The sequence below is a fragment of the Clostridioides sp. ES-S-0048-02 genome, assembly GCF_020658495.1.
GTDB lineage: Bacteria > Bacillota > Clostridia > Peptostreptococcales > Peptostreptococcaceae > Clostridioides.
Genome location: NZ_JACVWH010000002.1, coordinates 108,578 through 134,426, shown reverse-complemented (window position 1 = coordinate 134,426; position 25,849 = coordinate 108,578). Strand labels below are relative to the sequence as shown.

At 28.5% G+C, this 25,849-nt stretch carries 24 protein-coding genes and 1 pseudogene; 1 reads left to right on the top strand and 24 read right to left on the bottom strand.

Annotated features, from left to right (window positions below; genetic code table 11):
* Window position 1 precedes the first annotated feature (1 nt).
* The 4 genes from IC173_RS03495 to IC173_RS03485 all read right to left on the bottom strand — a co-directional run bounded on the left by IC173_RS03495 (window position 2) and on the right by IC173_RS03485 (window position 1,663).
* The gene (locus tag IC173_RS03495) at window positions 2–736 is read right to left on the bottom strand and encodes an enolase N-terminal-like fold-containing protein (RefSeq protein WP_227855169.1); all 735 of its coding nucleotides are present in this window, start codon (window positions 734–736) and stop codon (window positions 2–4) included.
* 280 nt (window positions 737–1,016) lie between these two features.
* A complete protein-coding gene (locus IC173_RS03490; RefSeq protein WP_227855251.1) occupies window positions 1,017–1,241 on the bottom strand; it encodes a PTS transporter subunit EIIB in 225 nt (74 codons plus the stop codon).
* A 90-nt stretch (window positions 1,242–1,331) separates the two neighbouring features.
* Window positions 1,332–1,463: a hypothetical protein gene (locus IC173_RS20615; protein WP_255613126.1), complete on the bottom strand. Its 132-nt coding sequence runs from the start codon at window positions 1,461–1,463 to the stop codon at window positions 1,332–1,334.
* Window positions 1,464–1,525: 62 nt separating this feature from the next.
* Window positions 1,526–1,663: a hypothetical protein gene (locus IC173_RS03485; protein WP_227481944.1), complete on the bottom strand. Its 138-nt coding sequence runs from the start codon at window positions 1,661–1,663 to the stop codon at window positions 1,526–1,528.
* A gap of 144 nt (window positions 1,664–1,807) precedes the next feature.
* Here IC173_RS03485 and IC173_RS03480 point away from each other — a divergent pair, with 144 nt between their 5' ends.
* Window positions 1,808–3,133, top strand: a complete 1,326-nt coding sequence (locus tag IC173_RS03480; protein WP_227855168.1) for a hypothetical protein — start codon at window positions 1,808–1,810, stop codon at window positions 3,131–3,133.
* Window positions 3,134–3,394: 261 nt separating this feature from the next.
* Here the strand turns inward: IC173_RS03480 and IC173_RS03475 are convergent, their stop codons facing one another.
* From IC173_RS03475 to IC173_RS03385, 20 genes and pseudogenes are all read right to left on the bottom strand, one after another.
* Entirely contained in the window at window positions 3,395–4,774 is a 1,380-nt protein-coding gene (locus IC173_RS03475; protein ID WP_227433833.1) for a M20 family metallopeptidase, read from the bottom strand.
* A 30-nt stretch (window positions 4,775–4,804) separates the two neighbouring features.
* A complete protein-coding gene (locus IC173_RS03470) occupies window positions 4,805–5,419 on the bottom strand; it encodes a hypothetical protein (RefSeq protein WP_227855167.1) in 615 nt (204 codons plus the stop codon).
* 77 nt (window positions 5,420–5,496) lie between these two features.
* The gene (locus IC173_RS03465) at window positions 5,497–6,012 is read right to left on the bottom strand and encodes a hypothetical protein (protein ID WP_227855166.1); all 516 of its coding nucleotides are present in this window, start codon (window positions 6,010–6,012) and stop codon (window positions 5,497–5,499) included.
* A gap of 684 nt (window positions 6,013–6,696) precedes the next feature.
* Complete coding sequence (locus IC173_RS03460) at window positions 6,697–7,101, bottom strand: DUF3139 domain-containing protein (protein WP_227824408.1); 405 nt, start codon at window positions 7,099–7,101, stop codon at window positions 6,697–6,699.
* Between the two features lie 210 nt (window positions 7,102–7,311).
* Entirely contained in the window at window positions 7,312–8,499 is a 1,188-nt protein-coding gene (locus IC173_RS03455) for a macrolide family glycosyltransferase (protein WP_227855165.1), read from the bottom strand.
* Between the two features lie 31 nt (window positions 8,500–8,530).
* Entirely contained in the window at window positions 8,531–8,746 is a 216-nt protein-coding gene (locus tag IC173_RS20915; RefSeq protein ID WP_413926638.1) for an AbrB/MazE/SpoVT family DNA-binding domain-containing protein, read from the bottom strand.
* A gap of 27 nt (window positions 8,747–8,773) precedes the next feature.
* Window positions 8,774–8,956, bottom strand: a pseudogene (locus IC173_RS20910) (helix-turn-helix transcriptional regulator); the annotation flags it as partial.
* A 160-nt stretch (window positions 8,957–9,116) separates the two neighbouring features.
* Window positions 9,117–9,482, bottom strand: coding sequence for an ArsR/SmtB family transcription factor (locus tag IC173_RS03445; RefSeq protein ID WP_227433828.1), 366 nt, complete (start codon window positions 9,480–9,482; stop codon window positions 9,117–9,119).
* A 15-nt stretch (window positions 9,483–9,497) separates the two neighbouring features.
* Complete coding sequence (locus tag IC173_RS03440; RefSeq protein WP_227433827.1) at window positions 9,498–10,274, bottom strand: nitroreductase family protein; 777 nt, start codon at window positions 10,272–10,274, stop codon at window positions 9,498–9,500.
* A gap of 393 nt (window positions 10,275–10,667) precedes the next feature.
* Window positions 10,668–11,117 carry a PTS sugar transporter subunit IIA gene (locus tag IC173_RS03435; protein WP_227824411.1) on the bottom strand — a complete coding sequence of 150 codons (450 nt, stop codon included), beginning with the start codon at window positions 11,115–11,117 and terminating at the stop codon, window positions 10,668–10,670.
* Entirely contained in the window at window positions 11,107–13,014 is a 1,908-nt protein-coding gene (locus tag IC173_RS03430; protein ID WP_227855164.1) for a BglG family transcription antiterminator, read from the bottom strand. The genes IC173_RS03435 and IC173_RS03430 overlap by 11 nt, the downstream gene beginning before the upstream one ends.
* Window positions 13,015–13,234: 220 nt before the next feature.
* Window positions 13,235–15,130, bottom strand: a complete 1,896-nt coding sequence (locus tag IC173_RS03425) for a fructose-specific PTS transporter subunit EIIC (RefSeq protein WP_227855163.1) — start codon at window positions 15,128–15,130, stop codon at window positions 13,235–13,237.
* A 24-nt stretch (window positions 15,131–15,154) separates the two neighbouring features.
* The gene (locus IC173_RS03420; protein ID WP_227855162.1) at window positions 15,155–16,045 is read right to left on the bottom strand and encodes a ketose-bisphosphate aldolase; all 891 of its coding nucleotides are present in this window, start codon (window positions 16,043–16,045) and stop codon (window positions 15,155–15,157) included.
* Between the two features lie 645 nt (window positions 16,046–16,690).
* On the bottom strand, window positions 16,691–18,118 hold the full coding sequence (locus IC173_RS03415; RefSeq protein ID WP_227855161.1) for a 6-phospho-beta-glucosidase: 1,428 nt from the start codon (window positions 18,116–18,118) through the stop codon (window positions 16,691–16,693).
* 79 nt (window positions 18,119–18,197) lie between these two features.
* Entirely contained in the window at window positions 18,198–20,126 is a 1,929-nt protein-coding gene (locus IC173_RS03410; RefSeq protein ID WP_227855160.1) for a beta-glucoside-specific PTS transporter subunit IIABC, read from the bottom strand.
* Window positions 20,127–20,281: 155 nt separating this feature from the next.
* Window positions 20,282–21,124, bottom strand: coding sequence for a BglG family transcription antiterminator LicT (gene licT / locus IC173_RS03405; RefSeq protein WP_227481934.1), 843 nt, complete (start codon window positions 21,122–21,124; stop codon window positions 20,282–20,284).
* A 1,203-nt stretch (window positions 21,125–22,327) separates the two neighbouring features.
* On the bottom strand, window positions 22,328–22,519 hold the full coding sequence (locus tag IC173_RS03400; RefSeq protein WP_227433819.1) for a hypothetical protein: 192 nt from the start codon (window positions 22,517–22,519) through the stop codon (window positions 22,328–22,330).
* Window positions 22,520–22,637: 118 nt separating this feature from the next.
* Complete coding sequence (locus IC173_RS03395) at window positions 22,638–23,798, bottom strand: ABC transporter permease (RefSeq protein ID WP_227855159.1); 1,161 nt, start codon at window positions 23,796–23,798, stop codon at window positions 22,638–22,640.
* Window positions 23,799–23,810: 12 nt separating this feature from the next.
* Entirely contained in the window at window positions 23,811–24,485 is a 675-nt protein-coding gene (locus IC173_RS03390) for an ABC transporter ATP-binding protein (RefSeq protein ID WP_227830971.1), read from the bottom strand.
* 14 nt (window positions 24,486–24,499) lie between these two features.
* Window positions 24,500–25,588 carry an SH3 domain-containing protein gene (locus IC173_RS03385; protein ID WP_227855158.1) on the bottom strand — a complete coding sequence of 363 codons (1,089 nt, stop codon included), beginning with the start codon at window positions 25,586–25,588 and terminating at the stop codon, window positions 24,500–24,502.
* Window positions 25,589–25,849: the final 261 nt, after the last annotated feature.

Sequence of the window (25,849 nt, the reverse complement as noted above, 5' to 3'; positions counted from 1 at the left end):
TTTAATCCCCTTTTGTCTTTACTATTTTCATTATGTTACCTGTCTTTTCAATATCCTCATAAGGTGCACTTATTTTTACTAAATTAAAACATTTATCTATATCATCTACAACAAATCCACCTATATTTTTTATGCCTAATTTTTTGAAATCTGAAGATATAGGTGTCGATATATCACAAATTATGCTTTCTTTATTAAGTGAATCATTTGCTATTTTTATTAAATGTTTATTAATAATTAAGTCTCCACCTAAATATGTACTATCATAGTTTTCTACTAAATATCCATATGCTGATATGTTGTAATCCTCTTCTACTATTTTTCTATTGAAAAAATCCACATCATATCTAAATTTAATTTTATTTTTATTTTGAAGATTTCCCTCTACTACTGCTATTTTTTTTGATGAATCATCAATCATGGAAATGAAATGATGATTAATTTTCTCTAGGCTTAATGTTTTATTGCAAATATTCTGATTATAATAAGAATTTATTGCTGCTAATCCTAAACTAGCTTCTATAAAATTCCAAGATTTAATTGACTTGCATAAATCTTTTAAAGACATATTTATTTTTATATCGTTTTCAAAAGGAAATCTTTTATCAGATAATAAATGACTAATACCTGCTCCATAATCTGTTATTACCATAGCAAACTCTGAGCCTATAATAAAATCTTTTACTCTTATGTTTTCTGGTATTTTATCTATTAAATTATTATAAAACTCCCACATTTTGTCACCCCCTTCAAAGTAATTATATTATGTTTTATTATATTTAGCTATATTTTTTTATATTTTTCTGTATTTTTAGTTATGTTTCATTATGTTTTACCATGTTTAATTGTATTACACTTCATTATTTTTTAATTTAACCGTTCTATTTTGAAATCATAAGTTTATTTAGTAGATGTGGCTATTATGCACAAGTTTTCCATAGATTCAAAATAACTATAATACTCTTGCAACTAAAAAAGCCATGCAAACTAATCTAATTTACATGGCTTTATACTCATCAATCTACACCTAACACAACTTTAATTTTAGATGCTATTGTAATAACTCTTGGCCCAAATATAACTTGAACTGAATTTTTCTTCCTAACAACTCCACTTGCACCTAGCTCATTTACCCAAAAACCATCCTCATAGAATCCATCTATTGGGTTTAGCTCTACTCTAGACCTAGTTGCACAGTTCGTAATACTTTTTATATTGTCACTTCCTGCTAAACCTTCTATTATAGAATGTACAAGTTCTGTATCTTTGTCTTCTACTGTATCTTCTACTGCACAATTATTTACTGCTTTAAAATTATCTACATCTTGTCTTTATCTATACTCTTTCTTACTGTAAAGCTTAACTTCTTCTGAGCTTCTTCCTGGTGTCTTTATATCAAACTTCTTAATTGCACATGTGAATATTACATAAGTAACTATAAAGAATATTGGTAAGTATCTCATTACAATAAATCCTAAATCATTTATTACTTTAATGAATATATTTATAAATAAGTCTTCATGTATTAATCCACAAGCCTTAAATCAGAAACATTTTCCATATTTGCAAAAGCTAACCCTAATTCTATAAATATCCCTGCTAGAACAAGTAATATAATAGGAATCATCATTGATTCAGAAAGTACTTGTAATTTATCCTTCATCTTGTATAGATTATAATTAGTTAGACAATAAATATTTGAGCATGATATTATTATATATAATAGTACAAAGAAATATAGTTTTGCCATGAATAGAAAAAGTAAAAGTTATATAAATAACTATAATAATTGAAAAGGAAGTAATCTATGAAAATAGCAATCATAACAACTGAATTTTTAAAAGAATTTGTAGCTAATTCTATAAAAAAATTAAATATTAATGCAGAAATTGAAATATATATTTATAAAAACTTTTCTCATGTTGGAGATTTATATCTAGAAATCGAAGATAAGTTTGATGGATTCGCAGTCAGTGGACCTATACCTAAGGAAGCTATTACAAAAAAAGTTGGTACTATAAAAAAACCTTTAGTTGATTTTGGTACTGATTTACAAAGTTATTACGATATGTTTCTAAAACTTATTTTTAAATACAATACATTAGATTTTTCTAGAGCATACTTTGACCTAATGGATTGGGCAGATAATCCAAAAGACATATCATATTATCTATCAAATGGTACATTTGGAGATTTAATGTGTAGTATTAATGAAAATGCCTCTAAGATGAGTTTATCTGATATAGCAGAGCTTGAAAAAAATATTGAAAAAAAACATATTAAGTTATGGAATGAAGGGAAAATTGATTTTTCTACTACTCGTTTTAGTAGTATTGTCCCTATGTTACAAGATGCAGGAGTAAATTTTCACTTCATATATCCTGACATAAATTTATTGAAAAGTACTTTTAATGAATTAATAAAGGACATTCATCTGCATAGAATGAAGGTAAACCAACCTGGTGTAATATATATAACAGTTAAAGATATGAACCATTATGATTATACTATAGACCAAATTTATAAAATATTAAACAATCTAAAAAAAGATAAATTAACTGATTTTATAATTGAAAAGGATACTAGCTCTTTTAAGATTTTTACTAAATGTGAGACCATTAAATCATTAACTAAAAATTTCACTACATGTTATATAAAAGAATCTATTGAAAATAGTATAAACCTTAAAGTATGTGTTGGGTATGGAATTGGTAATAATATAAAACAAGCCATGTCTAATGCTATAAATGCTAATAAGGAATCTAAAATAAATCCTTTAAACTACAGTTTCTTAGTTAATGAAAGTTATGAGACAATAGGCCCTTTACTATGTGATAAATTACTTACTGTTTCAAATAAAGTAACTCCACACATAAATACAATTGCTAAAAATTCCAAATTGTCTACTCTTACTATTCAAAAGATTATATCCGTTATTGAAATTCTACAAAAAGATGAAGTTACTCCTAAGGAATTATCTTCTTGTTTAAATGTAACAGTAAGAACTGCCAATAGATTTTTAAGTAGTCTACTAAAGTCTGGAAATGCTACTATATTATACGAAAAACAAAACTCAACAAAAGGTAGACCTGAGAGGGTATACAAATTATTTATATCAGAAAACAAACATTAAAATCTAGAGTACATAAAAATATTTTATCATTGAATAGTAAATAAAGTTATATGATTTTCTAAAAGGTATATCCCATATTTGTTTTTTAAGATATACCTTTTGTGATATTTATTAATAATTTATGTTATTCCCTATTAAAATTATTTTCTAGCCATTTCACTTCGCAATGAGCAAATAAACAGTAAAATTTTATGTTCTTTTGATAATGAAAAAATGCTGGCATAAAAATTGTACTCTTATATTTTAAACTTTATATCTCATTTAAGGAGTTGGAATATCATCTGGAATAGGACACTTATATGTTTTTCCATTCATAGATTTATCGAATTCTTCTTTTGCCTTTTTAGCTATTTCTGGATTATTCAGTATCTTAGCTCCAAACATAGCCATAATTTTTGCCGCATATATCATACCTTTTTCTCCAATAGAACTTCCTGCACAAGATGTAAACTGCCAACTATGCCCAGGTGCCCCTAGGTTTGTACATCCTGTAAAAAAGTAGGCTGTAGGAACTATATGCATTACATCTCCAATATCAGTAGAACCATAGCTATTAAAGTTCGTAACATTTCCTCCACCATAATATAGATGAGTTCCTTCTGGTAAATTATATTTATTTATCATAGCCTTATATTGTTGTGGGCTTTGTCTATCTAATTCAGCTGCAAAATCCAATTCATCTTGAGTCCAAGGCTCTTGTTTAATATTATCCATACATTCTGACACAAGATTTGCTAAGACATGATTATTTAGAGTATTATAACATCCTCCTAAAAACTCTACTTCAACCTCAGTCTCAGTCATCATTGCAGCTCCTTTTGCTACTTTTATAAGTCTTTCATATGTATTTTCCACAGCTTCCCTACTTAAAGCTCTTGTATAATACCATACTGATGCTTTATCAGGAACTATGTTAGGTGCTACTCCTCCATCTGTAATGGTATAATGAATTCTTACATCAGAGGTAACATGTTCTCTCAAATAATTAGCTCCTACATTAGTAAGTTCTACAGCATCTAAAGCACTTCTTCCATTTTGCGGGTCTGAACCAGCATGTGCAGTTTTTCCTTTAAAATGAAATTTTACAGAGTTAACAGCTGTTGATATGCCAACTGTAGCTTCACTAATTTTATTTGGATGGAAATTTATAGCTAAGTCTAATCCTTTAAATGCACCACCTCTAGCCATAAATCCTTTACCTGTTAACTGTTCTTCTCCTGGACATGCATAAAATACTATAGTTCCACTTAAATGGTTTTCTATCATTTCTCTTTTAAGTCCTACTACTGCTCCTACATGTGCAGTACATAATAAGTTATGTCCACATCCATGACCATAACCTCCCAATTCAAATGCTTCTTGCTTTGTTGAAACTTTTTGGTTTAAACCAGGTAACGCATCAAACTCTCCCATAAAACCTATAACTGGTTTTCCTGAGCCAAAACTAGCTTTAATAGCTGTAGTTAAGCCTCCTACTCCTATTTCTACATCAAATCCTTCACTTCTTAGAAAATTTGCTGTATTTTCACATGCTTTGAATTCTTTAAATGCTTTCTCTGGATTTTTCCATATTTTCTTACTTAAATCATCAAGTTTGAGTCTTTTTTCATCTATCTCATTTATAGAAATATTTCCTATCATTAACTTTACCTCCCATAAATCTATTTTACATTAACCAAATATAAGTGGACCTATTATACTAGCAAATGCCACTGAAGCAATAGTTACAGTAACAAATCCCCCTATAATCATTTTTGGTAATAAATAATCTGTTGCCCTTTGCTTCTCTTCTACAGTTCCTTCCATAGCATCAATACCTTCATTAGAAATTATCTGTGTTGCTGGATAAGCAAGCATACAAGTTACACCAATTGCTGCTGACATTCTTGGAGAGTATCCTAATAACTTTCCTACAATTGCAGTAAATAGTATTATGAATACAGCTCCTACAACTAGAATTCCTATAGTTGGAACAATCATTGCAAATAATGCTGTTGGAGTTACCTTAGCAAGTCCTCCAGGTAACATTAACATACATCCAAACATTATAATTCCATTAGATTGAGATTTATCTAAAATTCCCTTTTCTAAAAATCCTATTCGTGTAAAAATTAAACCTACTAACAAGCATGCTATATTTGGATTTAAATAATAATTTGCTGGAGTAAATCCTGGTATTAGAGTAGCTAATCCTACAAAGTTCCCAATCATAGCAACAAATGAAAGTTTTGCAAGATATACTAGATTGGAGGATTTCTTATTTGATTCTTCTTTAAAAATTCTCATACTTGGAAGCTTAAAATTACTCTTTGATACATCCTTTAAGAAATCTCCCCTATCTCTTTTAAATTTTAATTCTTTATTTATGCATATGTTGTTATAGGAATACCAAAGAATTTTTGAAATGACAATACTAGGATTACAAATGCTGCAAGTTCAGGTCTATTTGCTGCTTCTGCAACCGTTGTTACAATAATACCAGCAACAGTAGAGCCTGCTATTGGAGGTGCTGCTATTAAAGCATACTCTCTACCAAATAACATACTACCAACTGTGAAACAACCAACCGCTATGCCTACAATACCTACTAATGCAATTACAACTGTTTTCCATTCATGGCATAAATCCTCAAGGTTTATAAGCGTTCCCAAGTTGGTTATTAACAATGCTATACCAAAGTTACTCATTGCAGCTAATATCCCTGATGCTCCTGTAACGTCTTTTGGAAGAATATTTGTCCAAAAGCCTAATAAAAATATAATACATACAAATAGCAATGTTGAAATTGCACCTTTTGTTTTCTTAGATAAAAACTCACTAAAAGCATAAATCATTACACATACAGTAAAGCAAGTAAGCGGATTCCAAAAATTTTCCATTGTTGTTTCCTCCTAAATATAATAATTTTTATCAATAAAACAATAATTATAAAGTGTGTATTCTGTAGTTATTCTCAACTACATATAGCACAATTTGATATTTTTTGATGATATTTTATACGTCTCAAATTATTCCTAAAATACCTAATATAAATTAATAACATATCCATTAATATTGTTAAGAGATACCTTATTTTAACTATTTCTTTTAAGTCTTCTTTAGGTGCAAACTTGTATTTGCTAATGCCTCCCCTCTTTAAGTTAGACTATATCTAGCGACTTTAGAAATCGTATTCCTAGCAATAACAATTATTTGTCATATTAAATAAATGATAAACTATATGTCTATAGTAGTCCTAAATTATTCTTAAATTAGTAAAAAAAAATAAATTTACTAAAATAAGGTCACTAGTTTTTATTTTGTCAAACTATTCTTGATATAAATTATAATTTCAAACTTTACTTTTGTCAATATATTCTGACAATAAATTACAAGTTTATAGTTTTAGAATTATTCTTAATCTTCTTATATCACCATGTACTTTATACTTAAATGATTATCATTCAGAAGTTATTCTAGAAGATTCCTACTATATATTACTTTTTATACAATATACTTTTTTAAGATTGAATATAATGTTATGTATCTATTTTTCAATAAAAATACTCCTATTTTATCATGAGCTATTTATCCAACATGCCTTTAAGATAAATTGGTGGATACTTTACACCTTTTAATTCTTCATTGCTTTTTAAAAGTTTATTATTATTTTCCATATCATAAATTTGTAACATTACTTTATTTACATATAGAGCATAATAATCATCACTATAAAAATATTGATATTCATATTGAGGGTCATCTTTGTAATATACTCTATATAGTATTCCTTTGTAGCTTGCTTTCTTTGCTTTTTCTCTTGTAATACTCTTTATATTATCTTTTGAAATATCTTGCTTTACCATATACTTGTTAATATATATTTCAGCCTCCTTCCATGGTTTAATGTAGTTTTTATACACAACAAACCCTGTTACACTTATAATACTTATAATTAATACTCCTAAAATAACTTTATACTTTTTCATATTAATCCTCCCTACTTCAATCTAAATTTTTTTCAGTTCTAATGTTAAAAACTTGATATAATATACTAAAAAAGAGATGTTATATTTTTTTATTAAAATATAACATCTCTCATATTTAGTATCAATATATATGCCCCAACTGGTAGGTTAAGTGACCCCACTGTCAGTATTTTGATTAAGTGGTATGTATTGTCCATTTTAACCAATTTACTATATTTTAATTGCTCTACTATCACATATAAACTGTAATATCACATCTGCTGCTTTTTTTGAACCTCCTGCATTATAAAAACTTTTTGATAGTTTAGTTGCATTTTCTTTGTATTCATTATCATTCATAACTTGAAATACTGCATCTTTAATATCTTTTGATTTATTTTCTTTTAACATGAACCCTGCGCCCAAATAAGTAACTCTATTAGCTACCATTCTCTGCTCCGAATGTTGTGGAAATAATACCATAGGTACTCCATAATATAAACTTTCATTAACACTATTCATCCCACAATGAGTAATAAACACATCAGTTTCTTGAAGTACAGTAGTCTGTTTGACACTATTTTTAACTTCAAAATTATTTGGTATATGTCCTAAACTTTTAATATCAGTATCACTACCAACAGACATAATTACATCAACCTCATAATCTTCAAATGCATTTATACAGTTTTTATAAAAGTTAATATTTTTATTATTAATTGTACCAAGTGAAATATATATTAGCTTTTTCTTTCTCTCTTTGGGTCCAATAATTACCTTTGATACTGATGGCCCTACAAATGAATATTTACTAGAAAAAGTTTCTACCATTGGTTGAAATTCTTTTGATGTATATACAATAGTATTCGTATCATCATCATTAGAAACTATAGAAATAAAGTTTTTTACCTCATATCCTTTTCTTCGTAAAAGCTTTATTTTTTTATTAATACGTCTCATACCAAAAACCATACATATAATTTCTATAAAGCTTTGTTTCATCATCTTCGCTGTATGTTTATTAATCGCGAAAGTTGTTGTAGAACATATATATGGAATATTAAGTTTTTGTGCAAATAATTTTCCCCAAAAACTTAGTGAATCTGATACAATACAATCTGGATTAAATTCTTTAAGTTCTCTACAAACTTTTTCATCTAAAGATATGGTAGTATCTACTATCATCTCAATTAACCCAGAAAAATCTTTACCAATTTTTTTCTCATCTCCAGGACGTAATTCTGGAAGATATTTATCACAACAAATAAATTTTGCTCCAGCACCTTCAATTTTATCTTTAAATTCATTAAAAGAATAGTACAATACCTCATTCCTTCTATCTACCAATTCACGAACTACTTCAACGGTAGGATTGGTGTGACCATATGCAGGAATACTGAAAAATACTATTTTGCCCATATTTTATCCATCCTTTTATAATTTTTTTAAATTACTCTTCTTTACTTATTACCCCCATATGACCTATAAAATTTATCAAATCACGTTGATGAACAATTCCTAATCCTCTTTCTTCATCTCCTAGTATCAATAATTTGTCCCCTGAGTTTATATTAAATACATCCCTTGCTTCTTTTGGAATAACAATCTGACCACGTTCACCAACTACGACAGCTCCAAAGAAAAATTTTCCTGTAGGTGGTACTATAATCCCTGATTTTTCTTCAGAATGATTAACTAAATCATCTAATCTGACATTATACAATTTTGCAAGTTTAATACAACTATCTATATCAGGAGTAGATTCTCCATTTTCCCATTTTGCTACTGATTGTCTAGAAACATTAAGTTTTTCAGCTAATTCTTCTTGTGTGTACTGGTGAATTTTTCTTAGTCTTTTCAAATTCGTATTAATCATATTTTTCATACCTCCTATGTTTATAGTATTAGATTTATTACTTAAATTCTATCAACTAATCTTAACATTCATGTATATATTTTTATACATAAAAAAGAGCTATCACAGAACAAATTTAATTTATTCATGCGACAACCCCTTTTTGCTAAATCAATTTACTTTACTCACCTTTTCTTACATCATCTTCACCAATATGTTGTATTCCAACAAATATAAGATTTATTAGCTCTGTTAGTGATTTCCATTGTGATTTTTTTGAATCAAGATAATAATAATTTCTAGTTCCTTCTCTACGTACATTAACAATTTCTGCTTCTTTCAATATTTTAAGATGATGAGATACAGCAGGACGAGAAAGATGTGTTTTTTCTGTAATTTCTCCTACTCGTATACCATTGAAGTCACTTTCTAGGAGTGTTATTAAAATCAACTGTCTAGTTTCATCTCCCATAGCAGAAATAGCTTTACGACATTCTTTAAATTTAGATGTTATTTCTTGTATTCTTTGCTGACATTCTTTTTCCATAAACTCCTCCATACCTTATAAGTATCTAACACTTGCTGGTTCTTTTTGTGCAGTACGTCTATATTTAACATCTGGATATCCAATCACTAGTGTCATAAGTACATGATTCCTGTGTTTTAGACCTAAAAGTTTTTTTAACTTTGGTGAATTATTTGCTACATCTGAAAAATATCCACTAAATAAAACCCCCAGACCATAAGATTCTGCCATTAGTGCCATATTAGATGCTGCAAGTGAACCACTAATCTTATCTTTTGTTACTATCATTATTGCAATAGGAGCATGCTTGAAGAAAAAGTTATCATCAACCTCAACTTCCTTTGAATATTTAACAGCAATATTTGCAATAGGTTTTATTTTTCTAAAAAATCTCACTGCTTCCTTTTCATATATTGCTTTTTTATTGTCTAAAACAATATATGATACATCTTGTGAATTTTTAGCACTAGGTGTGTATCTACCTGCTTCAATAATTTGCTTTACAATTTCTGAAGAAACTTCTTTATCTTTAAATTTCCGGATACTTCTTCTAGATTTAATTGCCATTAGTAATTCATCTGAGTCTAAGTTTGGCTTATTTGTAAGTTCTATTGGTGGTTCATCAAACCCTGTAAGTGTAATAGCTTCTTTGGGACAGATTGCTGCACAGTGTCCACACATTAGACAATCTTGCTTTTTAATTACTGATTTTTTATTTTCTATAATTATATTATTTACTGGACAATCATTTTTACAAAGTCCACATCCAATACAAAGGTCTTTATTAACTTCAATTATATGTTGATATTTCATATACATTCATCTACCTTTCGTTCATTAGTTTAAACTATTATAACACGAAGATGTTTTTTATATTCATTGGTAAAGAATTTGATTACCATTAAATTTTTAATACCTCTATTACACAAGTTTTTCATAGATTTTAAAGTATTATAGGTTTTGTATAATAAAAAAGACAAGCTTGAAATTTAAGCTTGTCTTTTTTATCTCTTACTATAAAATAAACCCTCTCTTCCTTTTTAGCAAATCTCTCCATGAATCCTGCTACATTATTATCAACTAATAACTTTCCTTTGTTTAATCCTAATAACTCATATCAATAATTTGGCACATGTTTAGAATCGGTAACGATGATAACACATTTTTCATTCCAAAATAAATTCAAATTTATAGTTTATACAATATCTATGCTTCATAAAATACACCTACTATTTCTTTTTTGGTATGTGCACTTAAAAGCCTTTCACTTATATCTTTACCACCTAAAATATAAGCTATTTTAGATATTAACATTATATCTTCTTTACCTTCAGATTGTGGCATAGCAAACATAATTACTAATTTTACAGGCAAGCCATCTATACTTGGCCAATCTACACCTTCTCTAGATTTACCTATTACCACAGATGCTTTCTTTACATACTTTGTTTTTCCATGTGGCATAGCCATTTGATAACCTATACTTGTAGAGCCCATTTTCTCTCTATGCTTTAGTGCCTTTATAAACTTACTTTTTGAAGTTATACTTCCTTTATCATATAATTTATCTACTAATTCTTGTATTATACCTTCTTTTGTAGTTGATTTTAAGTCTAAAATAACACTTTCTTCGCTTAATATTTCTCTAATTTCCATTCATTTTCTCCAGTACATTGTTATCAAATAATATTTTAATATCCTCTTCTCTTTCGCAATCTATTATATAATTTATATAGTTCTTTTGCCTATATAGATTTGATACTTCAATCAGAATATGTTTTAAAAAACTATGATTACTAGTTTCTAAGTAAAGATCAATCGTTCTATTAATATTATTGATATTCATTATTCCCTTATTTACTTTACTTTGATTGCATATATATATATTTAAATCTTTTCCTAATGCAATAGATTCATATTTACTGCTTAAATTCATACCTATTAAACTTCTCATCTGGCTTACATCAAAATTAAAATATATATTATCTTTTAAATATACTCCTAATAAGTTTGTATCTAAGTCCATACTTTTTCTAGGTTTATTAAGTAAAGCATTTTTTATATTATTAATATCACTTTCCATTAATAGTACTGATACAACTATATGTGATTTCTCTTTCAAATCTAAATTTACAGTAGATATTACAAAATCTACATCATCCAAATTTCGCTTATTCAACTGATGCATGGGAATTATATCAACTATAGTCCATTCAGGAAATTCTCTTTTTAATCTAGCAGCAAGAAGCTGAGATGTTCCATATCCTGTATTACAAACGACTATTACTCTTTTACTACTCATATTCCTTTCTATAGCTGCTTGAAAATATGTAGCAATATACGAAACTTCATCTATACTAATATTCTTCAGATTATAATGCTCTGTCATAATATTTATAGTCATCATGCATAACCCCAATACCTCAGAAAATCGCTCTTGTATCTCTTCTAATAATGGATTTTTTATTTGGATATCATATCTTAATCTGTTTAACATGTGTCTTACATGAGATGTCAGACTTTTTTGCAGTAGTTCATCATCTTTAAGATTTATATTTAAAAACTGTGACATATTCTCTATCATTATAGATGATATTTTTTCACTATCACTTAATATATCTGATTCATCATTGCAACGCTTATTGCTTTCGCTACTAAATCCAGATGATACTAAATATATATATATATATTTAATTTCATCTTTAGTTATTTTTACTCTGTATCTATTTTCTATTTTACCTATAAGTGTAGTGACCTTTTGATATACTAACTCATCCAAATTACATATAGAGACTTCCTTTTCTTCCTGAAAATCTATTTGATTACCTTCTTCAACTCTCTTTAAGCATATAAGTATATGTGTAATTAAATTTATATAGTAGGGCTGACTTATAACATATCCTAAATTATCTTCTAATTCTGTAATTATAGTTTCTACAAATATGATAGAATCAATATCAAATAAATTTATCAATGCACTAAATGTAGCAGAATCTAATCTGGTTAACTCAGATATATCGTGCTGTTCATAATTTTCATCTAATAAATCATCTACCATCTTAGCAATCGATTTCCTTATATCTACTTCTTTACCTATAATTTTAGTTCCCTCTAAGGTTTTATTAAGTTTTAAATTATATTCTTTTATCCATTCCTCTATATATTTAAAATCATTTACTATAGAAGTTTTACTTACATAATATTTATCCGATAACTGATTTATTGAAGTTATATTATTTGAATTTAATAATAGATATTTTAAAATTTCCATTCTTCTTTGCTCTACTGATAAAGACTTATTTCCCTTTGGTTGTATATTTAAACTATTAATTAGGTCTATATCTTTCTTTGCTGACGCTTCTATTAATATTCCGCAACCCCTTTTTATATCAATTTTTATACCGAAAGTTTCTAAGTATATCTCAATCATCTTCAAATCTTTTTGTAATGTTTTATCTGATACATTTAATTTATCTTTAAAGTATTTTATAGGTCTATATTCATTTTCATTTAATATCAATTTAAGAAATTCAATTTGCCTTGATGCAAGCATACTTATGCCCCCTACCCATTTTTTGATATTTCTATTAATTACTATTTTAGCATATTTAATAACTATGTAAAAATACTAAAATACTTCTGTATCATAAAAGAATTTATGATACACTTTACAAAATCGATATAATATAGGATATAATTTTAAAATAAAAAATAAGGATATTGAGAGGTTGCTAACTACTTCCAATATCCTTATTTTAACTCTTATTTATAATTTAAGCACCAAGTACTTCAACTTCACCACTTCCACTCTTTATAGTAGGCTTTGTTATTCCTATAATTAAAGTTGTTATTACTGTACCAGCTAATATACAAGCTATATACGCAACTGGTGCACTACATGCAAATGGTATTACAAATATTCCTCCATGTGGTGCCATCAAGGTTATATCTAAACTCATACATATTGCCCCACCTATACAAGAACCAATTATGTTTGCCGGAATCATTCTTAACGGATCTGCAGCTGCAAAGGGTATTGCTCCTTCCGTTATAAAAGATGCTCCCATTATAGCAGTTGGTAGTGCTGACTTTCTTTCTTCTTTAGTAAACTTATTTTTAAATATTAACATGGCTAATGCTATTGCTAATGGAGGTACCATTCCACCCACCATTAATGCTGCTGATGGTTCAAATACATTACTAGAAAACATAGCTAATCCAAATGCAGAAGCTGTTTTATTAATAGGTCCTCCCATATCTGATGCCATCATTCCTGCTAATATTGCACCTAATAATACTTTATTAGTTCCAGACATACTTTGTAACCAGGACTGTAAAGCTTCATTTAACCATGATGCTGGTGTATTAACTACGAAGAACATTATAGCTCCACTTGTGAATGCAATCAGCAGTGGACATATCAGTACAGCATTTACCCCTTTTAATACATCTGGTAAGTTTTCTGTTATCTTCATTACTCCTAAAGCTATATATCCAGTTGCAAATCCTGCTACCATACCCCCTAGGAATCCTGAACCTCCAATAACTGCCATAAAACCAGCTATCATAGCAGGAGCAAAACCTTGTCTTCCTGCAATTGATTTAGCTATAAAACCAGCAAGTATTGGTATGAATAACTTAAATGCTGAATCGCCTCCAAGTTGCCCAAAGAATCCAGCTATAGGATTGTATGTTTCATGAGTTGGGTCTGATGCAAATATACCAAACATAAATGCTATAGCTATACCAATCCCACCTATTACTACAAATGGAATCATTTCAGATACACCATTCATTAAGTGCTTATAAATACCTTTTTTCTCTGACCCTTGAAGTATTTCTTTTGAATCTTCTAAAGTTTTTCCACCTGGCTTAATTTCTTTAGCCATTCCATTTTCAGCATTTATAATTAAATTTTTAGCTAATGAAACATTCTTAGCATCTGCTACTTTCTTTTGTAATACTTTCTTTCCTATAAATCTACTTGTTTGAACTTCTCTATCACAAGCTATTATTACGTATTCAGCTCTTTTTATATCTTCTTTAGTTAACTTATTTTCTACACCTATGGCTCCATGTGTTTCTATTTTAACTTCATACCCAAGTTCTTGACCTGCTTCTTCTAACGCTTTTTTTGCCATAAAAGTATGAGCTATCCCTGTTGGACATCCTGTTATTCCAACTATAAGACCTTTATTTTGATTATTACTTGAATCTCCTGATTCTACAGCTTTATAATTAAATATATCTAATATTTCATATGGAGTTTCTGCACTTAGTAGGTTCTTAATAAGATTTTCATCCATTAAATATGTAGCTAGTTTAGATATAATCTTAAGATGCTCGTCTAAACCTGACTCTGGAACTGCTATCATAAAAAATGACCTAAGTTTTTGACTATCATTATCCGTGATATCCTTATCTGTTCTTAAATACATCATTACAGGTCGCTTTACTGTACTTGACTTAGCATGAGGGATAGCTATTAAATTTCCCATGTTAGTTGGTGATTCTTTTTCACGTTTATTAATATCAATTATAAACTTTTCTTTATCATTTATATAATTTCCATGATACAAATGATTTGCCATATAATCAATTACATCTTTTTTAGTTTGTAATTGTTTATCTAATACAATACAATCACTACGTAATATTTTGTCTACCATAAATTCGCCCCTCCCTTTAATTTGTTATCCAATCACTGATTCTTCTTTTGGTGAAAAGCATTTTAATTTATCTATGTCATTGAATAAATTCATTTTAAATTCTATAACTTCCCTTGCAGCTTCTATACATTGTGGATATATAGCATCTGGTTCATATAAACTTGGATTTTGTTCTAATACTTCTCTGCACTTCTTATAATACGCTGATTTAACATCACTTGAAATATTTACTTTACAAACTCCTAGTTTAACTGCTTGTGATATTTCTTCATCTGGATTTGATGATCCTCCATGAAGAACTAAAGGTATATCTACTACTTCTTTTATTTCTTTTAATAAATCTAATTTAAGCTCTGGTTTAAACCCTTTTGGATATATACCATGTGCTGTACCAATTGCAATGGCTAATGTGTCTACACCTGTTTTTTCAACAAAATCCCTAGCTAATTGTGGATTTGTATATATTATTTCATCAGAACCACCTTCTCCTGATGTTCCAGTTGTTCCTATTGTTCCAAGTTCTCCTTCTACAGATACATTTAATCCTTTTGCAATTTCTACTACTGCCATAGATATCGCTACATTTTCTTCATATGGTAAATGTGAGCCATCAATCATTACTGATGTAAATCCACATTTTATCGCTCTTAATATTTGCTCTTTATTTGCCCCATGATCTAAATGTATTACCATAGGTACTTTACTCTTATGTGCTTCTTCTATACAACTAGCTACAAAGCTATCTTCTAGGAAACTTAACTCATTTGGGTGTATTGCAAGTATTACTGGTGCATTTTTTTCATTAGCACTCTGTACTACTGCTTTAAGTATTTGCCCACTCCCTATATTAAATGCTGGTACTGCAAATTGATTTTCTTGTGCTACTTTTAACATTTCCTTCATATTTATTAACATATTGTACCTCCTGATATTTTAAATTTTAGTTTTGATTTGTTTGTGATTTATTTTGTTGTTGTTATATTTAAATAATATCAGGATAATAAAAGTTCGAAAATGACAATAGTTTTCCTTTTGAAAAAGGAACTTTTATTATACACTCTGAGTTCCTTTTCACTAAATAATTTTTAGAAGTCTATATCATGGTTAATTGCAAAGAATCTTTTAAAAAGAACTATTCCATTAGATGATAAATTCCATTCTCTATACTCAATAAGCTCAAAAGTAGACTCCAGTAATTGCGATTGTTTTATAAGTATTCATTTAAACTCTACAATAGGTAGTATCTTCATGGATTATAGAAATAATTTTTAAAATGGTAAAAGTGTAATAGTATATGGTCATCATTTGAGAAATAAAACTATGTTTGGTGAGCTATTTAATTTTAAAGATACTCGTACCATAGTGCATGCTATATTAGTATCAAAAATATTAAAAAGAAGTTGTCTCAAAATTGATTTTTTCTAATCAAACTTTAAGTTCAACTCCCTTTTTGGATTTTTATATATTATTTTTTATTATTTCTTTTTTAATTATCTTAAATTTTGATGGTAGGTAAAATAGAAAAAATCATACATATCATTAGTTTTATATTCTTCTTCCCTAATCTAAATCTTCACCATTTGAAGCAATTACTTTCTTATACCATTCAAAACTTTTCTTTTTCGTTCTTCTCAAACTTCCATTACCAATATTATCTCTGTCTACATATATAAATCCATAACGCTTTTCCATTTCACCTGTACCAGCACTTACTAAATCAATAGCCCCCCATGTAGTATAACCTAATAAATCTACACCATCTATAGAAACTGCATCATACATAGCTTTTATATGCTCTCTTAAATAATCAATTCTGTAATCATCTTCTACATAGCCATTTTCATCAGCTATATCTTTTGCACCTAATCCGTTTTCTACAATAAATAATGGCTTTTCATATCTATCATATACATGATTTAATGTAATTCTTAGACCTAGTGGGTCAATTGGCCATCCCCATTGGCTGTATGAAAGATATGGATTTTTAGCAGATGTAAATATATTTCCTTCAGCTACATCATCTGAGTTTTCATCAGTTCTAACACAACGGCTGTTGTAATATGAGAATGAAATAAAATCTACTGTATATTTATTCAATAATTCAATATCACCAATCTCCATTTCTGGTGTAATACCCTTTTGTTCCATATATTTTAATGCATAATTAGGATATTTTCCTCTAGATTGCACGTCTACAAAGAAATAATTTTCTCTATCTAACTTCGTAGCTTCCCATACATCATTAGGATTGCAACTATAAGGATATACACTTCCAGCCGCAAACATACATCCAACTAAGTTATTTGCATCAACTTCATGTGCTATTTTAGTTGCAACTGCACTAGCTACAAGTTCATGGTGAGCAGCCTGATATTTTATCTTTTCAACATCTTCTCCTTCCTCAAAACAAATACCAGCACCCATAAATGGAGCATGTAAAATCATATTTATTTCATTAAAAGTTAACCAATACTTCACTAATCCTTTATATCTTCTAAAGATAACATTACATAGTTTCTCATAAAAGCCTATCATTTTACGATTACGCCATGCACCATACTTTTCAATCAAATGCATTGGACAATCAAAATGTGTAATAGTAACTAGTGGCTCTATGTTATACTTTTTACATTCTTTAAATATATTTTCATAAAACTGAAGCCCCTTTTCATTTGGTGTTTCTTCGTCACCTTTTGGGAATATTCTACTCCATGCAATACTCATTCTATATACTTTAAATCCCATTTCACCAAATAACTTTATATCTTCTTTATAATTATGGTACATATCAATACCAGTTTGAGCTGGATAATAATGCTCATCATCAAAATCAAACATTTTTAATTTTCCTGTAATAACTGCTGTTCTATCTTTTCCTGTTGGACATACATCTACATTTGCTAGACCTCTTTCATCTTCATTATATCCACCTTCACATTGATTAGCTGCAGTAGCTCCTCCCCATAAAAAATCTTTTTTAAAACTCATAGTTAAGCCTCCTAAAATTACAACTAAAGCATTAACTTATGCTAATGCTTTAGTCTTTTATTAATACTTTAATCTCTTCCTAAAATATAACTGTAATCAGATTATCTTCTAATTCAGCATTTTTACTTTTTGTTTCTACCACATCTAAAAATTGTGATGAATTTGTAATAACAACTGGAGTTACAACACTATATCCCGATTTCTTTATTACATCAATATCAAAGTTTAATATAGTTTGACCTTTTGTAATCCTATCACCTTGCTTTATACATGCCTCAAAACCTCTTCCTTCTAACTGAATAGTATTTAATCCAATATGAATAAGCACTTCAACACCTTCATCTGAGAGAATTCCTATAGCATGTAAACTTGGGAATAAAGTTGTAACCACTCCATCTACTGGCGCAACTACCTTTCCATCACTAGGTATTATTGCTACACCTTGACCTAGTACACCAGATGCAAATGCCACATCCTCTATATCACTTAAATTTAATACTTCACCTTTTATAGGGCTTACTACTATTTCTTTTTCTAATTTAGTAGACTTAACTTCTTTTGTTTCTTCTTTTATTTCCTCTTTTCCCTTATCTTTTGCTTCCTCTTTCTTGTCTTTATATAACACCATAGTTAATACAAAAGCTACAACCATTGATATAGCTATACCAGAAAGAGCTACTATTAAGTTACCCGTTCCCCCATCTGGTTCAATCATTGCTGGAAGTTCGAATATTCCCATCCCTCCAGTTATAAACTTTCTAAGATTAAAGAATCCATAGAAAGCTCCTCCAATACCACTAGCAATACAACTTATTATAAATGGTTTCTTTAAAGGTAATAATATTCCATAAATTGCTGGTTCTGTAACTCCAAATATACCAGATATAAAGTTTGGTATTGCCATCTCTTTTAATTTCTTATCTTTAGTCTTAAAGAATATAGCTAATACAACTGCTGAACTTGCAAATGTACAAGCAAAGAATGGCATCATAACATTATCGTACCCTAAAGTCATAACATTGTTTATATATACAGGAATGAATCCCCAGTGCATACCAAAAATAACAAGAATTTGCCAAGTGAACCCTACTATAGCACCTGCTAATAGTGGACTAAAATCTCTTATCGAAATTACAATTTGCGAAATAAGTGTAGATCCAAATGTTGCTATAGGACCTATAACTATAAGTGCAACAGGTATTGCTACCAATAATGTAAGCATTGGTACAAAGAAAAACTTAACTAAGTCTGGAACAATCTTGTTAAATAATTTTTCACACTTAGATGCAAAATACACTATAAATATAATTGGTACAACTGTTCCAGTGTAATCCATTGATATTATTGGTAATCCAAAGAAATCAATATATACTGGTGATGCAAACATTGTTCCTTTAAATAAAGTATACATTGCATCTGTACCTGCCGATATACTGCTACCTTGTATGGCAGGATAACACATTGCAGCTCCTAGTGCTAATCCCAACATTGGTTTTAGACCAAATTTTTTAGCTGAAGTATATCCTAAAAATAAAGGAAGGAATGTAAATAATGCATCTCCTGCTGCATTTATTACCATATATCCACCAGACACATTACTATATAATCCCATTGCTACAAATAAAGCATTAAATCCTTTTAACATACCACAGGCTGCCATTATTCCTAGTACTGGCTGAAAAATTCCTGATATTATATCTATACACTTATCCAACATACTACCTGACTTTTTCGTTTCCGAATTTGTACTTGAGTCATCTAAGCCAATTATTTCAACTACATCTTTATAGACAGCTTCAACATGATTTCCTATAACTACTTGATATTGCCCTCCACTTTTCATTACAGTAACAATACCTTCCATATTTTTCAACACATCGTCATTTGCTATACTTTCATCTTTTAATGTAAAACGTAATCTTGTAATACAGTGTACTAATCCACCAATATTTTCTTTTCCACCAACATTTTTTACTATGTCTTGTGCTAATTGTTTGTATTTTCCCATTTTCTCCTCCATATTTCTTTTAAATAAATTTTTTGAAATTTGAAGGTTTGGCCAACTCAATGTTACCATCCAACCATAGGTATAGTTTTGTTAGTATCACTCCTTTCAATAACTCTTACTATATACTGCCTATATACTGCTGAAAAATTATCAACTTACATATTTGAATCTTTAACTACTTTAGCTAAATGTATTGTTAAATATATAAGTTCATCATCTGTTAATATGTAGTTATATTGTTTTTTAATAAAATTGTTAATTTTAACTACACATTCAAACTCTTTATTATATTTAGACCTAATAATAATTAATAAGTCTTTATCTGTCTCACCTTCATGTACACTATTTGAAAGTAATCTCTGTGCAAAAAATTTCAGATGCATTATAAATCTATAATAAAATACTGATTCCTCATGAAATTCTATCCTAAAATGATATCTAACTATACTAAGTACTTCTTGTATTAACTTTGTAATATCAGATGCCAAAGTATGACCTTCACTTAACTGAGCATTTACTATATGAAAAGCTATAAATCCAGCTTCATCTTCAGGTAATTTTACACCTGTTTTGCTTTCAATAATATCTAGCGCTTTCATTCCAATTTCAAACTCTTCTTTATAGAACTTTTTAGTTTCCCAAAGTATTGCATTCTTTACGTTTATTCCTTCTTTCATTCTTTGAATTGCAGAATATGTATGGTCACTTAATGATATATAAATACTTTCATTTAACTTCTTGTTTAACTTTATTTGTGCATACTCTATAATTTCACTTGATAATTTCATGTGCTCCATAGGAATATTATTAAGTAATTCCTGCAACTTATTTGATATTTCTTTATTTGATATTCTAAATACTTTATTTACTTTAGTTTTATCTATTAAATCGCCTTTTGATTTTTGATATCCAATGCCTCTGCCCATGACAATAATTTCTTCATCATTGCCATCTAATGTAATTACAACATTATTATTTAATATCTTATTAATTATCATGATTATCCTCCTTTTGAGCATAAAAAAAGCTTATCCATAATAATGGGCACAATCCTTCCTAGGATACTGCTATTATTAATGAATAAGCTTAGCTTGTACTTAAACAATTACTACCTAATTCCAATTATTATGATAAAACATTAGATATATTTTGTCAACGTTTTCTTTCAATGTATTTTATATTTATATATATAGACTACAATCTTTTTTGTTACTCTCATCATAATTTTTATCATAGAAGGTCATTTATCTTATTCATAAATTCAATTACTAACTTTTTCATTTGAATTAGAATCTATATCAATAATAAAAAGATTTATGAGTCTAATTTAATATTTTTTTGAATCAATATAAATATAAAGTAATCTATACTTAGTACTACCAAAAACTCTATTGAAATTAATAAAAATCTGAAAAATTCATAATCTGTGTAAATATTTTAAATACTACTATCCTTACAGATATTAATATAAACGATATTAAAAATACCAATCCTAATAAAATATATTGTTTTTTCTCAGTTTAGTTGAACATACTATTAATTCCTCTACCTTATAAGTTTATTGTTTAGGCTCTTCGATTTATATCTCATGCTATATTGTTAATTGTAGAAAATAAATCTATAATAGCTATATTCTAATTCTTAATAGATTTTTATATAGTTGCTTATTTTATATTAAAGCACAAAATACTCATATCCAATTGGTATAAGCATTTTCGGTTATCATCATATTTACTTAGGATACTTTAATTTAGTTATTTTTTATAAACATAATTCCACTATTTACTAATTCCTATATTTCATTAGCGTATAAAGCAGAAATTTCATAACTTATAACTATATATTAATCTTTTGCCACTTCATAAATAAAAAATTTGCTTCACTTAAACCATGTGTAGACGCACTATTTCATGTAGATAACGGCTGTATCTGTTGCTTTAGCAACGAGTTGACGATATATTTATATGTTTTAAGCTCATTAATTGGGATTATAAAACATCCATCTACTTATTATATAATAAGTAATGTTAAGTTATTTATAAGTATACACATTTTGTATATTAAAGATAAGCATATCACTGAATTTTATTAAATATTAATTATATAAAATAAAAATAAACCCAGTATCTTGTTATTAACCACTAGGTTTATTTTTATGTTTCATATTATTCTAAAGTATTTGATGTAATCATATATATTTTTTATTGATCACGTCCTATTGTTCCATCTTCAAGACCTTTTTCTATTTGTTCCTCGCCTAGTTTTGGTAAATTGTTCTGTTGCTCTGTCTCTTTTGGTGTATTATTTATTTCCTTCTTACCTTCACATCCAATTACGCTAAGAGCCACCATTGATACTATTACTATTGCTGTAAATTTCTTATTAAATTTCATTTTTTCTCTCCTTTTATTTTATATATTTTTTATTTTATTACCTTTTTCATAAAACTAATATTTATTAAATTTGCTAAACAGTATATTAATTATCTAACAAATTATTTGATGTGTAATTTTATTCTGATTTAAGTGCTACTATTGGTTGTAACTTAGATGCTTTATTTGCAGGAGATATTCCAAACACTACTCCCATAAATACTGCAAATCCAACTGCAGCAAATACTACATTCCATGCTATATAGGGCTCATCCCCCATTGTTCCTAGTATTGGAAATGATCCAAGTATACCTATTGAAGAACCTAATATTCCACCTATTAAGCTTATTGTAAGAGATTCTACTAAGAACTGTACTAGTATAAAGTTTCTAGGAGACCCTAACGCTTTTCTTATACCTATTTCTTTAGTCCTCTCATTTACAGATACTAACATCATGTTCATTATACCTATACCTGCTACGAATAAAGATACACTTGCTATTGCTCCTACCATTAGGTTCATAATGGCATCCATTGATTTCATTGAATCTATCATTTCTTTATTACTTGATACATAAGAATCGTTTGGTGCCATACCTTTTTTAGTAAAGTGAGCTTTTATTTCATCCATTGTATTTGTAACACTATCATTTGAAGCAGATTGTACATTTAATTTAGATATATCACTTACTCCTAAAACAATTTGTGCTGTTTTATAAGGCATATATATAGTATCATCTTCTGGGCTATTATAAGCTTCATCAATCTTACTTAATACACCTATAACTTTGTATGGTATAGACTTAATATTTATTGTTTTTCCAAGTGCATCTCCTTTAGGGAATAATTCACTGGCAACTTTACTCCCTAATACTATAACTTTAGTTGATTTATCATTGTCAATTGGCATAATAAATCTACCACTCTTGATTTTAGTGTTGTTTAGTTTTGCATAGTTTTCATCCGTTCCAACTATACTTTTTTTACTATCTTTTTTATCATAACTCACAGTTGCTGAATCACTTATTTCTGGAGATATTTCTTTTACATTCGAACTACTTTTCAATACTTTTATATCAAATTCAGTTATTTTTTTATCTCCATATACACTTGTAGTTATTAAATCTAGTGGCTTTGATTCAAAACTTTTATACATACTTTGTTTACTACCTATAGATATTGTAACGAATAGAATTACACTGGCTGTACCAATTGATATACCTAATATAGTAAGAAATGAGCGTAGTTTATTAGCTTTGATTTCTCCTAATGCCATCTTAACTATTTGGAAAATATTCATATACGCCACCCCCTATTCAAAAATTTCACCATCTTTAATTCTTATCAATCTTTTAGCATTTCTTGCTATATCCATGTCATGAGTTATCATAATTATAGTTTTACCTTCTTGGTTTAGACCTTCTAATATCTCAAGTATTTCTTTACTTGTTTTACTATCTAATGCTCCTGTTGGCTCATCAGCTAGAAGTATTTGTGGATTTGTAGCTAGAGCTCTTGCTATTGCTACTCTTTGTTGTTGCCCTCCAGATAATTGATTCGGCCTATTATTTAATTTATCTTGTAGTCCAACCTTTTTCAGACATTCTATAGCTATTTCTCTTCTTTCTTTAGGCGTTTTACCTTGGTATATAAGAGGAAGTTCTATATTTTCTAAAGCTGATAATTTATTTAATAAGTTAAAGCTTTGGAATATAAATCCTATTGTCTTATTTCTTACAGCACTTAACTCATCTTCACTTAGTGATGTTATACTTTTTCCGTCCAGTATGTATTCACCATTATCAGCTAAATCTAAACAACCAATAATATTCATAAAAGTTGATTTACCTGAACCTGATGGACCTATTATAGATACAAATTCACCTTTTTTAATATCTAATGAAACCTTTTTTAATATAGTTATTTTTTCATCGCCTATGATATATGATTTCACTAAGTCCTTAGCTTGTATTACATAATCATTCATATATTATCACCTTTCTATTCTATTGATTTTTCCATTGTTGAACTTAATTCTGCCCCTGAATTTTCAACAGAGCCTTTAAATGACTGTATACTTATACTTTCATTTTCTGAAAGTCCTTTTGTAACTTCTATATATTCTGAATCCGTAATTCCTGTTTCAATGTATTTTTTTCCACTTGTACTTGCAAGAGTAACAAAGTATCCTTTTTCATCTTTTTGAACCGCCATTACAGGAATCTTTATTACATCATTTTTTTCGTTTATTATGATTGTACCTGTTACAGACATACCATCTTTAAGACTTTGTATAGTTAAATTATTTTCTAAAATCCATCCAATAGTTTTGTCACTAGTTTCAACTTTATACCAATTCTCTTTTTTATCTAGTATTGCTACTTCTTCACCTTGTAATAATTTACCAAGACTCTTACTATTAGATGCATTATTCTTTCTAAGACTTGTATCATTGCTAGCTATTTTTACCTTTACATCTTTTTTATCTATTCCTTCTAACTTAACTCCATGTTTTTGTATCCACCCTTGTGTGTTATCTTCTAATCTAACTCTCATCCAGCTTCCTTTTCTTTCTAATATGTGGAATTTATCTCCTTTTTCTATTTTAGCTACTTTTCCATATTCTTTAGATGGTCCTTTTCTTACACTTATTTCTTCGTATTTACTCTCTCCAACTTCAAGTATCAGGTTAGAAACTGCCACAGTTACATTGTATGTCGGACTCTCTCCCTCTTCTGCTTTGTTAGATATTTCAGTTATTGTTCCTTTTATAGTTTCATCTGGAAATGCCTTTGCATTTATCTCAACTATTTGATTTACTTCTAACTGAGATACATCATATTGATTCACTGATACAATTATTTTAATGTCATTTGGATTGTTTCCTTCTGCATCAATTAATGAAACTTTTCCTCCAGCTGATACAACTGATTTTATATTTCCTTTTTCTACTGATAGAGTGTTCATTGTTAAATTCATTTGCTGTTGTTGTTTTGCGTCTGCATTTTTATTAAGCCCTATGTATGCCCCCGATCCTGCTAGAGTTATTGTAATAGCTGCTATAACTATAAGTTTTTTTGGTTTTTTCATGATATTCCTCCTTAAGTATTGTAAAGTACTGTAAATATATAATTACACTTTAATATTTTCCATAATTTATCTTATATTTGTATTTCTCATCACCAATATAACATCTTAATATTTACTTTGATAAATGTTAGGCTTTAGAGCTAATCCTTAACTCTGGTATGAGTGTAACATCTTAATGTTAATCTTATGTTTACATAAACGTAGTTCTTGTATATTTGATTTATCACAAGCTAATCTCTTTGTTTTATTATGGAAATTCTT